The 12,583-nt window shown below is 67.6% G+C and carries 11 protein-coding genes; 5 read left to right on the top strand and 6 right to left on the bottom strand.

Features of this window, described 5'->3' with window-relative positions:
- The first annotated feature begins 7 nt into the window (after positions 1 to 7).
- The 4 genes from AC1DHX_RS13695 (at position 8) to AC1DHX_RS13680 (ending at position 2,978) form a co-directional block, all read left to right on the top strand.
- On the top strand, positions 8 to 1,234 hold the full coding sequence (locus AC1DHX_RS13695; RefSeq protein WP_476858607.1) for a phosphoglycerate kinase: 1,227 nt from the start codon (positions 8 to 10) through the stop codon (positions 1,232 to 1,234).
- Between the two features lie 108 nt (positions 1,235 to 1,342).
- Positions 1,343 to 2,158, top strand: coding sequence for a triose-phosphate isomerase (gene tpiA / locus AC1DHX_RS13690; protein WP_018772995.1), 816 nt, complete (start codon positions 1,343 to 1,345; stop codon positions 2,156 to 2,158).
- Positions 2,159 to 2,206: 48 nt separating this feature from the next.
- Complete coding sequence (gene secG, locus AC1DHX_RS13685) at positions 2,207 to 2,464, top strand: preprotein translocase subunit SecG (RefSeq protein ID WP_018772994.1); 258 nt, start codon at positions 2,207 to 2,209, stop codon at positions 2,462 to 2,464.
- A 154-nt stretch (positions 2,465 to 2,618) separates the two neighbouring features.
- On the top strand, positions 2,619 to 2,978 hold the full coding sequence (locus AC1DHX_RS13680) for an RNA polymerase-binding protein RbpA (RefSeq protein WP_306292809.1): 360 nt from the start codon (positions 2,619 to 2,621) through the stop codon (positions 2,976 to 2,978).
- On the opposite strand, the gene pgl is transcribed toward AC1DHX_RS13680, so the two are convergent.
- From pgl to tkt, 6 genes are all read right to left on the bottom strand, one after another.
- On the bottom strand, positions 2,931 to 3,749 hold the full coding sequence (gene pgl / locus AC1DHX_RS13675; protein ID WP_476858606.1) for a 6-phosphogluconolactonase: 819 nt from the start codon (positions 3,747 to 3,749) through the stop codon (positions 2,931 to 2,933). The genes AC1DHX_RS13680 and pgl overlap by 48 nt on opposite strands.
- Positions 3,739 to 4,680 carry a glucose-6-phosphate dehydrogenase assembly protein OpcA gene (locus AC1DHX_RS13670; RefSeq protein WP_028275501.1) on the bottom strand — a complete coding sequence of 314 codons (942 nt, stop codon included), beginning with the start codon at positions 4,678 to 4,680 and terminating at the stop codon, positions 3,739 to 3,741. The genes pgl and AC1DHX_RS13670 overlap by 11 nt, the downstream gene beginning before the upstream one ends.
- The gene (zwf, locus tag AC1DHX_RS13665) at positions 4,677 to 6,239 is read right to left on the bottom strand and encodes a glucose-6-phosphate dehydrogenase (RefSeq protein ID WP_476900126.1); all 1,563 of its coding nucleotides are present in this window, start codon (positions 6,237 to 6,239) and stop codon (positions 4,677 to 4,679) included. The genes AC1DHX_RS13670 and zwf overlap by 4 nt, the downstream gene beginning before the upstream one ends.
- Positions 6,240 to 6,254: 15 nt before the next feature.
- Complete coding sequence (locus tag AC1DHX_RS13660; RefSeq protein ID WP_476858605.1) at positions 6,255 to 7,889, bottom strand: glucose-6-phosphate isomerase; 1,635 nt, start codon at positions 7,887 to 7,889, stop codon at positions 6,255 to 6,257.
- Between the two features lie 6 nt (positions 7,890 to 7,895).
- Positions 7,896 to 9,011, bottom strand: coding sequence for a transaldolase (tal, locus tag AC1DHX_RS13655; RefSeq protein WP_476900125.1), 1,116 nt, complete (start codon positions 9,009 to 9,011; stop codon positions 7,896 to 7,898).
- A 63-nt stretch (positions 9,012 to 9,074) separates the two neighbouring features.
- A complete protein-coding gene (gene tkt / locus AC1DHX_RS13650) occupies positions 9,075 to 11,192 on the bottom strand; it encodes a transketolase (RefSeq protein WP_476858603.1) in 2,118 nt (705 codons plus the stop codon).
- A 497-nt stretch (positions 11,193 to 11,689) separates the two neighbouring features.
- On the opposite strand from tkt, the gene AC1DHX_RS13645 reads away from it, so the two are divergent.
- On the top strand, positions 11,690 to 12,583 hold an 894-nt coding region (locus tag AC1DHX_RS13645; protein ID WP_476900124.1), incomplete at its 3' end, for a heme o synthase.

Raw genomic sequence — 12,583 nt, 5'->3', positions numbered from 1 at the left:
AAGACTCATGACATTTCACACCCTCAACGAACTGATCGCTGATGGTGTCCGCGGGCGGTACGTTCTGGTCAGAAGTGACCTGAACGTGCCGCTCGACGGCTCTACAGTGACTGATGACGGCCGCATCAAGGCCTCCCTGCCAGTGCTGGCGAAGCTCACGGACGCCGGTGCCCGCGTGCTGGTCACAGCACACCTCGGCCGCCCCAAGGGCGCGCCGGAGGAGAAGTACTCTCTCAAGCCCGCAGCCGCACGGCTGGCCGAGCTTGCCGGGTTCAAGGTCTCCCTTGCCGCCGACACGGTTGGCGAGTCGGCCAAGGAGCTTTCCGCGGCGCTGCAGGACGGCGAAGTGCTGGTCCTGGAAAACGTGCGCTTCGACGCGCGGGAGACCTCCAAGGACGATGCCGAGCGCGGCGCCTTCGCGGACGAGCTGGTCGCCCTCACCGGTGACAACGGCGCCTTTGTCGATGATGCCTTCGGTGCGGTGCACCGCAAGCACGCCAGCGTGTACGACGTCGCCACGCGGCTGCCGTCCTACCAGGGCGACCTTGTCCGCACCGAGGTCGAGGTGCTGCGCAAGCTCACCACCGACACCCAGCGGCCATACGTCGTTGTCCTCGGCGGCTCCAAAGTCTCCGACAAGCTCGCTGTGATCGACAACCTCCTGGGCAAGGCGGACACGATCCTGGTGGGTGGCGGCATGCTGTTCACCTTCCTCGCCGCCGCGGGTCACAAGGTCGCGGGCAGCCTGCTCGAAGAGGACCAGATCCCCGTCGTCCAGGACTACCTGAAGCGCGCCGCCGACGCCGGTACCGAGTTCGTCGTGCCCACCGATGTTGTGGTGGCGGGCAAGTTCGCCGCCGACGCCGAGCACGAGACCGTTGCCGCCGACGCCATCGAGTCGGGCAGCTTCGGAGCCCAGGGCATCGGGCTGGACATCGGGCCGGTCTCGGCAGCGGCGTTCGCGGAACGGATCAAGGACGCCCGGACGGTGTTCTGGAACGGGCCCATGGGCGTGTTCGAATTCGCGGCCTTCGCCGGCGGTACCCGGGCCATCGCCCAGGCCCTGACCGAGACGGAGGCATTCACCGTGGTTGGCGGCGGCGACTCGGCGGCAGCGGTCCGGACACTCGGCTTCGCCGATGAGGCGTTCGGCCACATTTCCACCGGCGGCGGCGCAAGCCTGGAGTACCTTGAAGGCAAGGAACTCCCCGGCCTGAGCGTCCTCGACCGTTAGAAGCACTGACCGCTAAAAGCACCGGCATTTGAGCCGGCAGGGTGCCCTCCGCAGGGAACCGGGCGCCCTGCCGGCTGCTCCCACACACCAAGAACTCCTGGAGATCACGTGACCACGTCAACCAACGGTAAATTCGACCGCAAGCCCTTCATCGCCGGCAACTGGAAGATGAACATGGACCACGTCCAGGGCATCACCCTCCTGCAGAAGCTCGCGTGGACCCTGTCCGACGCCAAGCACGACTACAGCCGGGTGGAGGTCGCCGTCTTCCCGCCGTTCACGGATCTCCGCGGCGTCCAGACCCTGGTTCAGGGCGACGAGCTCGCCGTCGTCTATGGCGGCCAGGACCTTTCCCAGTTCGACTCCGGCGCCTACACGGGCGACATTTCCGGCCAGTTCCTCGCCAAGCTTGCCTGCAGCTACGTCCTGGTCGGCCACAGCGAACGCCGCACCATCCACAACGAGTCCGACGCCGTGCTCAACGCCAAGACCAAAGCCGCCTTCCGGCATGGCATTACTCCGGTCCTCTGCGTCGGTGAAGGCCTGGAGATCCGGCAGGCTGGCACCCACGTGGACCACACCCTCGCCCAGCTGCGCGCCGGCGTCGAGGGCCTCACCCCGGAGCAGGCCGCCGAGCTTGTAGTCGCCTACGAGCCCGTGTGGGCCATCGGCACCGGCGAGGTCGCAGGCCCGGAGGACGCGCAGGAAATGTGCGCCGCCATCCGTGCCGAACTGTCCACCCTCTTCGGAGCAGACGTCGCCGCCAAGACCCGCCTGCTGTACGGCGGCTCCGTCAAGGCCAACAACGCGGCCTCGATCCTGAAGGAGCGCGACGTCGACGGCTTGCTGGTCGGCGGTGCCAGCCTGGACGCTGCCGAGTTTGCTAATATTGTCAGGTTCGAGAGTCACCTGTTGACGGATTAGTCCGGACACAGCCTGACCCCCGCAATCCAATCCTTCTGAAAGGCCGTCGTGGACGTTCTTCATGTCATTCTGCAGGTCCTCCTGGGCATCACCAGCCTCCTGCTGACGTTGCTCATCCTGCTCCATAAAGGACGCGGAGGCGGCCTGTCCGACATGTTCGGCGGCGGCATGAGCTCGGGCCTGAGCTCCTCCGGCGTCGCGGAACGGAACCTCAACCGGTTCACGGTCATCCTGGGAATCACCTGGGGCGTGGTGATCATCGCCCTCGGCCTGCTCATGCGGTTCAGCACAGGCGCCGATTCCTAGGACGCCCGTCCGACAACTTCATATGGGGTCCTTATGGCCCTCCCGGCATCGGGAACTCACGAACTACACTGTGGCTGTCGTCTTGCACTTCCACCAGCCAAGTAGCCAGGAGTTCCCGATGCTGCATTCTGCTTCCGGATTCAAAGGAATCCGTGTGGGCGCCACCGAGGGGGCAACTCCCCGCCACGAACCACTGAACGGGGCCGGCGTACGYCAGCCCCGTATTCGTGTATCGTTCCGGTGCGCCAAGGGCCATGAAACCTCGCTCGTGTTCGCACAGCTTCCGGAGGAACAGATCCCCGGAGTTTGGGACTGCCGGCGCTGCGGCGGCACCGCAACCCGCGACGAATCAAAGTTTGCCCTGGAGGAAACGCCAACAGAAGGCTTCAAGACGCATCTGGAATACGTTAAAGAGCGGCGCTCCAGCCAGGACGCCGAAGACGTGCTGGCTGGAGCGCTGGAACGTCTACGCTCCGGACGGACCCTTCCGGACGAGCTGCTCCGGGACCCGTGAGGCCGCGTCCTCGTCAATCAGCCACAGCGTTTCCCGGCGGCCGCGCGGCCCCGCGGCGGGCACCTGCACGGGATTGGCGCCGGCCAGGGCCAGCCCTACGGCGCCGGCCTTGTCATCACCGGCCACCACCATCCACACCTCGGATGCCGTGTTGATCGCCAGCAACGTCAGCGACACCCGCGCCGGCGGCGGCTTGGGGGAGTTGTGGACGCCCACGACAGTCAGTTCCTTCTCCCGGATGCCGGCCTGCTCCGGGAAGAGCGAGGCGACGTGCGCGTCCGGCCCCACGCCGAGGAGGACAATGTCCAGGCGGGGAAGCCGCGCCGGCTGTTCCGGCCTGTCGTCGGACATGTCCGCGGCGTGCTCACCGGCCGCCGCCTCGGCGAGCCGGCGGGCATAGTCGGCCGCGGCGTCGTCCGGGCTGTCGAAGTCATCGGTGGAACCGGGCACATGGATGCGCGCCGGATCAACATTGATGTGGGACAGGAGGGCGTCCTGGGCCTGGCGGGCGTTGCGCTCGGCGTCGCCGGCCGCCACGAAGCGCTCGTCACCCCACCAGAAGTTCACCTTGGACCAGTCGACGGCCCGCGCCGCGGGCGATTCGGCCACGGCCCTGAGCGAGCCGATGCCCATCGTTCCCCCGGTAAGCACCACCGTGGCCTCGCCGTGCCGGTCCTGGATATCCACCAGCTTGGTAATCAGGCGGGCTGCGATCGCCGCCATCAGAACGGTCGAGTCAGGATGGATGCTTACTCTCGGGTCAGCGCTCACTGGGACGGACACTCCTTAGATTGGTACGCGGCAGTCCCATAGTAATCACTTCACCGAAGACTTCGTCCGGATCCAGGCGGCGGAGTTCTTCGGCCAGGCAGTCCTTGAGGCTGCGGCGGGGCAGCGAGATCCGCTGGGCGGGCTGGCCGGGCTGGGTCAGTTCGGCGATGGTGAGCCCGGGCCGGAAGAGCTGGATGTCGCCGCCGGGCCGGGTCAGCCGGACGCGCCGGATGCCGGTTCCGGCCGGATCCGCCACGATCGTCACGGGAACGTCCAGGGCCAGGGTGAGCCAGGCTGCGAGAAGCACGGTGCTGGGTGAGTCCGAGGCGCCCTCGACGGCCACGGCCGTCACCGGCGAGTCGTCCACCTGGTCCAGGACCGCGGCCAGCTGGATGCGCCAGTTGGTCAGCCGGGTCCAGGCCAGGTCCGTGTCGCCGGCCTTGTACGTGCGGCGGATGTTCTCCAGCGCCGCGACCGGGTCCGCTTCATTGGCCGAGTCGGTGATCCGGCGGTGCGCGATGCCCCCGACCGAGGTCTGGCACGCGTTCCTGGGCGCGCCGTGCGGCCACCAGGCCACGATCGGGGCGTCCGGGAGCAGCAGGGCCGCGACGAGGGATTCGCTTTCCTCGGCGAGTTCGCCGTAGCCGCGCAACAGGATCACCTCGGAGGCGCCGGCGTCGCCGCCGACGCGGATCTGGGCGTCCAGCCGGGTCGGGGCCGAGGCCCCGGCGTCGGCGAGGACGATGATCCGGCACGGGTGTTCGCGGCTGGCCTCGTTGGCGGCCTCGATGGCCTCCTCTTCCAGCCCGGAGCGGGTGACGACCACGAGGGTCAGGACCCGGCCCAGGGCGATCACGCCGCCCTGCTCGCGCAGGGCCATGATCTTCTTGGAAATTTTGGAGGTGGTGGTATCGGGAAGATCTACGATCATGGCCTTCTCCAGGTTCGTCCGTCGCGGGCTAGGAGCTCATCGGCCGAGGCGGGGCCCCAACTGCCGGGAGCGTAGGGCTGGGGCTGTTCGTCCAGGCCGGCCCAGTATTCCTCGAAGGGATCCAGGATCTTCCAGGACAGCTCAACTTCCTGGTGCCGGGGGAACAGCGGCGGCTCGCCGAGGAGCACGTCCAGGATGAGGCGTTCGTAGGCTTCGGGACTGGACTCGGTGAAGGAGTGGCCGTAGCCGAAGTCCATGGTGACGTCGCGGACCTCCATCTGGGTGCCCGGGACCTTGGAGCCGAACCGGATCGTGGCGCCCTCGTCAGGCTGGACCCGGATCACCACGGCGTTCTGGCCGAAGTCGTCCTCTCCGTGGTCCGTGAAGAGCAGGTTTGGTGCACGCTTGAACACGACGGCGATCTCCGTCACCCGGCGCCCCAGCCGCTTGCCGGCGCGCAGGTAGAACGGCGCGCCGGACCAGCGGCGGGTGTTGATGTCCACCCGGATCGCGGCGAACGTCTCGGTCTTGGAATCGGCCGGGATGCCCTCTTCTTCCAGGTACCCGAGGACTTCCTCGCCGCCCTGCCAGCCGCCGGTGAACTGCCCGCGGGCGGAGTGGGAGGAGAGGTCCTCGGGGAGCCGGACGGCGGCGAGGACCTTTTCCTTCTCGGCACGCAGGTCGTCCGCGTTGAAGGAGATCGGTTCTTCCATCGCCGTGAGGGCCAGCAGCTGCAGCAAGTGGTTCTGGATGACGTCGCGGGCCGCGCCCACGCCGTCGTAGTAGCCTGCCCGGCCGCCGGTCCCGATGTCCTCGGCCATGGTGATCTGGACGTGGTCCACATAGTTGGCGTTCCAGAGCGGCTCGAAGAGCTGGTTGGCGAAGCGCAGTGCCAGGATATTCTGCACCGTCTCCTTGCCCAGATAGTGGTCGATCCGGAACACCGCGTCCGGCGGGAACACCGACTCGACGATGTCGTTGAGCTGCCGGGCCGACTCGAGGTCGTGTCCGAACGGCTTTTCGATCACCACGCGGCGCCAGTTGTCGCCCGCGGCCTGGGCCAGGCCGTGCTTGGAGAGCTGACGGCAGACCTGTTCGAAGGCCTTCGGCGGGATCGAGAGGTAGAACGCGTGGTTTCCCCGCGTCCCGCGCTGTTCGTCGAGCTCATCGATCGTGTCGGAGAGCCGCTTGAACGCCTCGTCGTCGTCGAACTCGCCCTGCACGAAGCGGATGCCCTCGGAGAGCTGCTTCCAGACAGTTTCATCGAACGGGGTGCGGGCGTACGCCTTGACGGACTCCTTGACCTCCGCGGCGAAGTCCTCGTTCTCCCACTCGCGGCGGGCAAAGCCCACCAGCGCGAAGCTCGGCGGCAGCAGCCCGCGGTTGGCGAGGTCATACACGGCGGGCATGAGCTTCTTGCGGGCGAGGTCCCCGGTCACCCCGAACAGGACCAGCGACGCCGGTCCGGCAATACGGTTCAGACGGCGGTCACGGGGGTCCCGGAGCGGATTGCGCCCCCGGCCGGCCGTGTTCCYGCCGCCGTTGTAGGTTTCTGGCATGGTTGCGTGGGTGCCTTAGCTTTCAGTGGAGGATGCTGCCTGGCCGGCAAGGGAGGTGATGAGCTCCTGGAGCTGCTTCACACCCGCGGCGCGGTCGGTCAGGTGCAGCCGGAGGACCGGACGGCCATGCTCGGACAGGACCTGGGCGTCGCCCGCGGCCTGCGCCGAGATCAGCTCGCCGAACGTGAACGGCCGGTCCGGGATGGCCAGGTCAGCCGCGGATGCGGCCGTGACCTGCAGGAAGACGCCGATCGCGGGTCCGCCCTTGTGGAACTGGCCGGTGGAGTGCAGGAACCGCGGGCCCCAGCCAAAGGTGACCGGGCGTCCGCTGGCCGCGGCCAGTTCGTCCCGGACGCCTTCGAGGCTGGCATAGGCCAGCCGGTCGAAATAGGCCTGGACGCTGAGGTAGTTGTCCGGGCCCAGTTCGCCCAGCAGGGCGCTGACGGCCTCGGCCGCTGTGCCGGCGTTGCCGAGCCATTCCCCACCGCGGACCTCGATCGCGCCGTCGGTGAAATTCGCCGGCGTCGGAGCGGGCTGTGCGTCCAGCAGGCCGCGGGCGGCGATCTTCGCTGCCTCGACGTCCGGCTGGTCGAACGGGTTGATGCCGAGCAGGCGGCCGGCCACGGCGGTGGCGAATTCCCACACCATCATCTGCGTGGCCAAGCCGCCGGCGATGGCGACCTCGTTCTCGCCGAGCTGCACGTCGGCATCCGCCGCGACGAGCCGGATGACCAGGACATCGGGGGCGCCCAGGGTGGCTTCCGGGGAGGCAGGACCGGCTACGACCGGCAGCACGCCGGTGCCGAGCTTGCCCGTGGATTCGGCGATGAGCTGCTCGGCCCAGTCGGCGAAGCCCACGATCCCGGATCCGTCCTCCGCGATGACGATCTTGTTGCGCAGCGGGGTGGTGCCGCCCAGTGCGGTGCCGAGGGCGAGGCCGATGTTGTCCTCCGAGTCCTCATTGAGGATCTCGGCGGCTTCTTCGGCCTCATCCAGGAAAGCCTGGATATCGACGCCGGCCAGCCCGCACGGGACCAGCCCGAAGGCGGTCAGAGCCGAGAAACGGCCGCCGACGTTCGGATCTGCATTGAAGACGGCGCGGTAGCCGGCCTCCCGGGAGGCCTCGTCCAGCGGCGACCCCGGGTCGGTGACGATGATGATGCGGCTCTTCGCATCGATCCCGGCATCGGTGAACGCCTGCTCGAAGATCCGGCGCTGGGAATCGGTTTCCACAGTGGAGCCGGACTTCGACGAAACCACGATCGCGGTTTCGTCCAGCCGGTCCGCCACCGCGGCACTGACCTGTTCGGGGTCGGTGCTGTCCAGAACAGTCAGCTCGACGCCAGCGGTGCCCGCGATGACTTCAGGCGCCAGCGAAGAGCCGCCCATGCCGCAGAGGACGATCCGCGTTACGCCCTCGGCCTTCAGCGCGTCGCGGAGTTCGAGAATGTCGCCGACCAGCGGCTGGGAGACGGAAGCCGCCTCGACCCAGCCCAGCCGGACAGCGGATTCCTGCTCTGCGTCCGGACCCCACAGGGTGTGGTCCTTCGCGAAGATCCGGGTGGCGATGCGGTCTTCCAGCAGTGCCGGGAGGTGCTGCTCATGTGCCTGGCGGGCTGCGCCGGTGGCGTCGTAGCTGAGTGTGCTCATGGTGGGTTAGGAAGCCTTCCGTGCAGAGGCCAGGGCGCCTTCGACGTCACCCAGCAGTTCCTTCCAGCTGGCCACGAACTTGTCCAGGCCTTCGGATTCGAGCAGGGCGACGACGTCGTTGTAGGAAATCCCCAGCGCGTCGAGGGAATTCAGCGTGGCGTTGGCGTCGTCGTAGCCGCGGGAGACGGTGTCGCCCGTCACGGTGCCGTGGTCGAACGTCGCGTCGAGCGTCTTCTCCGGCATCGTGTTGACGACGCCGGGGGCGACGAGTTCGGTGACGTAGAGGGTGTCCGGGTAGGCCGGGTCCTTCACGCCGGTGGAGGCCCACAGCGGGCGCTGCGGCAGGGCGCCGGCCGCGGCCAGCAGGGTCCAGCGTTCGGTGGAGAAGAGCTCCTCGTAGACCTGGTAGGCCAGGCGCGCGTTGGCCAGGCCGGCCTTGCCCTTGAGTGCCTTGGCTTCCTCGGTGCCGATGGCGTTGAGGCGCTTGTCGATTTCGGCATCGACGCGGGAGACGAAGAAGGACGCGACCGAGTGGATCGTGGACAGGTCGTGACCGTTGTCCTTGGCCTGCTCGAGCCCGGACTGGAAGGCGTTGATCACGGCGCGGTAGCGTTCCAGCGAGAAGATCAGGGTCACGTTGACGCTGATGCCCTCGGCCAGGGTGGCGGTGATGGCCTCGAGGCCTTCGAGAGTGGCCGGGATCTTGATCAGGACGTTGTCCTTGTTGACCTTCTTGTACAGGTGCTTCGCTTCGGCGATGGTGCCTGCGGTGTCCCAGGCCAGGCGGGGGTCGACCTCGATGGAGACACGGCCGTCGACGCCCTTGGTGGCCGCGGCGACGGGGGCGAACAGGTCGCAGGCGTCGGCGACGTCGGTGGTGGTGATTTCGAAGACGGTCTCTTCGACGGTGGCGCCAGCSGCGGCCTGGGCGGCGATSAYGGCGTCGTAGTCGTGGCCGGYGGTRATGGCGGCGTGGAAGATCGACGGGTTGGTGGTGACGCCAACGACGTTCTTCTCTTCGATCAGCTTGCGCAGGGTGCCGGTCTGGAGGCGGCCGCGGGAGAGGTCGTCGAGCCAGATCGAGACACCGGCGTCGGAGAGCTGCTGGGTGGGGGTAGTCATTTCATAACTCCTGGAAATCATGGGTTCCGGGGGCACAGCGTCCCCCGGAACCGTGGTGGTGGATCAGTTGGTGAGGCCGGCGAGGGATTCCTTCGCGGCGGCGGCGACTGCTTCTGCCGTGATGCCAAATTCCTGGAAGAGGCGCTTGTAGTCCGCGGACGCTCCGAAGTGCTCCAGGGAGATGGAACGGCCGGCATCGCCGACGAATTCCTTCCAGCCCAGGGCCAGTCCGGCTTCGACCGAGACGCGTGCCTTCACGGCCGGGGGCAGCACGGCGTCGCGGTAGGCGGCGTCCTGCTTGTTGAACCATTCCACGCAGGGCATGGACACCACACGGGTGGGGATGCCCTCGGCCTGCAGCGCTTCGCGGGCGTTGACGGCGAGCTGGACCTCGGAGCCGGTGCCAATCAGGATGACCTGGGCTTCGACGGTGGAGCCGTCCTTCGACGCCTCGGCAAGGACGTAGCCGCCCTTCTCGACGCCGGCGGTGGAGCCGAAGGTGTCGCCGTCGGCCACGCCGGTGCCGCGGGCGTAGGTGGGGATGTTCTGCCGGGTCAGGACGATGCCGGCGGGGTTTTCGTGGTTTTCCAGCATGGCCTTCCAGGCCGCGGCCACCTCGTTCGCATCTCCCGGGCGGACGACGTCCAGGCCCGGGATGGCGCGGAGGGAGGCGAGCTGCTCAACGGGCTGGTGCGTGGGGCCGTCCTCGCCCAGGCCGATCGAGTCGTGCGTCCAGACATACAGCGACGGGACGCCCATGAGGGCGCCGAGCCGGATCGCGGGGCGCTGGTAGTCGGAGAAGATCAGGAACGTTCCGGAGAAAGCCCGGGTGCGCCCGTGCAGGGAGATGCCGTTCACAATCGACGCCGCCGCGTGCTCGCGGATGCCGAAGTGCAGGACCCGGCCGTAGGGGTTGCCCTTCCACGCCGCGGTGGACCGGGACGTGGGGATGAATGAGGGCGAGCCCTCGATCGTGGTGTTATTCGACTCCGCGAGGTCGGCGGAGCCGCCCCAGAGTTCGGGCATGACCGGGCCTATCGCGTTCAGGACCTTCCCGGAGGCGGCCCGGGTGGAGACGTCCTTGCCCGCTTCGAAGACCGGCAGGGCGGCTTCGAAGTCGCCCGGGAGCTTCTTCGCCTCGACGCGTTCCAGCAGTGCAGCGGACTCGGGGTTGCCGGCCTGCCACGCCTCGAACGAGGCCTGCCAGTCGGCGCGGGCGGCCGCGCCGCGGTCCTGGACGGCACGGGCGTGGGCCAGGACGTCCTCGTCGACCTGGAAGGCGCGTTCCGGGTCAAAGCCCAGGACCTTCTTCAGGGCCGCGACTTCCTCAGCGCCGAGGGCGGAGCCGTGGATCTTGCCGGTGTTCTGCTTCTTCGGCGCCGGGTACCCGATGATGGTCCGCAGGGAGATGATGGAGGGCTTGCCGGTTTCGGCCTTCGCGGCGAGCAGTGCGGCGTGCAGTTCCTGGACGTCTTCGACGTATTCGCCGGTCCGGGTCCAGTCGACCCGCTGGGTGTGCCAGCCGTAGGCCTCGTAGCGGGCCAGGACGTCCTCGGTGAACGCCACATCGGTGTCGTCCTCGATCGAGATGTGGTTCTCGTCGTAGATCACCACGAGGTTGCCCAGTTCCTGGTGACCGGCGAGTGAGGACGCCTCGGAGGTGACGCCTTCCTGCAGGTCGCCGTCGGAGGCGATCACCCAGATGGTGTGGTCGAACGGGCTCGTGCCGGCGGGAGCGTCGGCGTCGAACAGGCCGCGCATCCGGCGCTGGGAATAGGCGAAGCCGACCGCGGACGCCAGGCCCTGGCCCAGCGGGCCGGTGGTGATCTCCACACCCTTGGTGTGCTTGTACTCCGGGTGGCCCGGGGTCAGCGAGCCCCAGGTCCGCAGCGCCTCCAGGTCCTTCAGTTCCAGGCCGTAGCCGGCGAGGAACAGCTGGATGTACAGGGTCAGGGACGTGTGACCGGGGGACAGGACGAACCGGTCGCGGCCCAGCCAGTCCGGATTCGCCGGGTCGTGGCGCATCAGCTTCTGGAACAACAAATACGCGGCCGGAGCAAGGCTCATCGCCGTCCCCGGGTGGCCGTTTCCGACTTTCTCCACCGCATCCGCGGCCAGCACCCGGACGGTGTCCACTGCGCGCTGGTCCAAGTCAGTCCATGACAGTTCTTGCTCTTCCAAATGTGGCACGAAAACCGGGCCCCTCTCTGTGCTGACGGCCGGCGGTACGCTCTTTTCCCGCCCGGGCACAGTTCGGTGCCCGCTGCGGTTCGTACCAGCCGTTCACCATCGAAACGTTGATCTATCATTCAGACGCAGATGCAGAGCCGCGTGTTCCGGCAAGTGCCTAAATGCGTGCCCGTGTGCGCTGATCTAATGACAGCCTAGTCCCATTCCACTTTGTGGTCAGCGTATATCTCACCAATTGGACCTGATTTCGCTTATATGAATCACCGTCCGCCGCGGGGCCGGTGAGCCGGCGTTAACGCGCCGGAATCATGGCGCGGCATTCGGCGGCCCTCCGGCCCGGAGCTCCACGGTATGATGGGTGGTGGCCTTCGACTGGGGCAAGGACACGGGTGTGCGCCGAGCGCGGAGCCCGGTCTGCAGCACAGTGCGTTGCGAAATCCACCCGGGGCTGCCCAGCCAGACAGAACTGCACAGCCAGACAGAACAGAGTGACTGCCACCGTGAGCACAACTAATACGCCGCTGAACGCCTCCCCGGCCTCGGGAAGAATGGGCTTCGGCCGCAAAGCCAAGGCCTACCTGGCGCTCACGAAACCCCGCGTGATCGAGCTTCTGCTCGTCAGCACGCTCCCCACCATGATCTATGCCGAACGCGGCTTCCCGTCGATCGGCCTGATCCTGGCGACGCTGGTGGGCGGCGCGTTCGCGGCAGGTTCCGCAGGCGCCTTCAACTGTTACATCGACCGCGACATCGACAAGCTCATGCACCGCACGGAGAACCGGCCCCTGGTCACCGGTGAGGTCACACCCCGCGAAGCCCTCGTCTTCTCCTGGCTGCTGGGCGCGGCGGCGATCGCCATCCTCTGGTTCGGGGCCAACCCGCTCGCCGCGTGGCTCGGACTCGGCGCCATCGTCTTCTACGTGGTCATCTACACCATGATCCTGAAGCGGCGCACGGCCCAGAACATTGTCTGGGGCGGCGCCGCCGGGTGCTTCCCGGTCCTGATCGCCTGGGCCGCCGTCACCAACACCGTCGAGTGGCCCGCCGTCGTACTGTTCATGGTGATTTTCCTCTGGACGCCGCCGCACTACTGGCCGCTGTCGATGCGCTACGGCGAGGACTACCGCAACGCCAACGTGCCGATGCTGGGCGCCATCGCCGGGGCGAAGGTGGTTTCGGTGCAGGTGGTCCTCTACGCCTGGGCCATGGTGGCGTGCTCGCTGCTGATGATCCCGGCCGGTGGTGCCGGCTGGGTCTACACGGTGACCGCCGTCGGCGCCGGTGCCTGGTTCCTGTACGAGTCGCACGCCCTGTACAACCGCGCCCAGGCCGGCGACGTATCCAACAAGGGAGCCATGAAGGTCTTCCACGGCTCCATCAGC

This window comes from Arthrobacter sp. 05N33_2 (assembly GCF_056397425.1).
This window is presented reverse-complemented; position numbering and strand designations above follow the sequence as displayed.

Bases quoted from the DNA above. Each gene is read 5' to 3' on its own strand.
- AC1DHX_RS13695 (WP_476858607.1), top strand. From the start codon at position 8: ATGACATTTCACACCCTCAACGAACTGATCGCTGATGGTGTCCGCGGG.
- AC1DHX_RS13670 (WP_028275501.1), bottom strand. From the start codon at position 4,680: ATGATCGTAGATCTTCCCGATACCACCACCTCCAAAATTTCCAAGAAG.
- AC1DHX_RS13660 (WP_476858605.1), bottom strand. From the start codon at position 7,889: ATGAGCACACTCAGCTACGACGCCACCGGCGCAGCCCGCCAGGCACAT.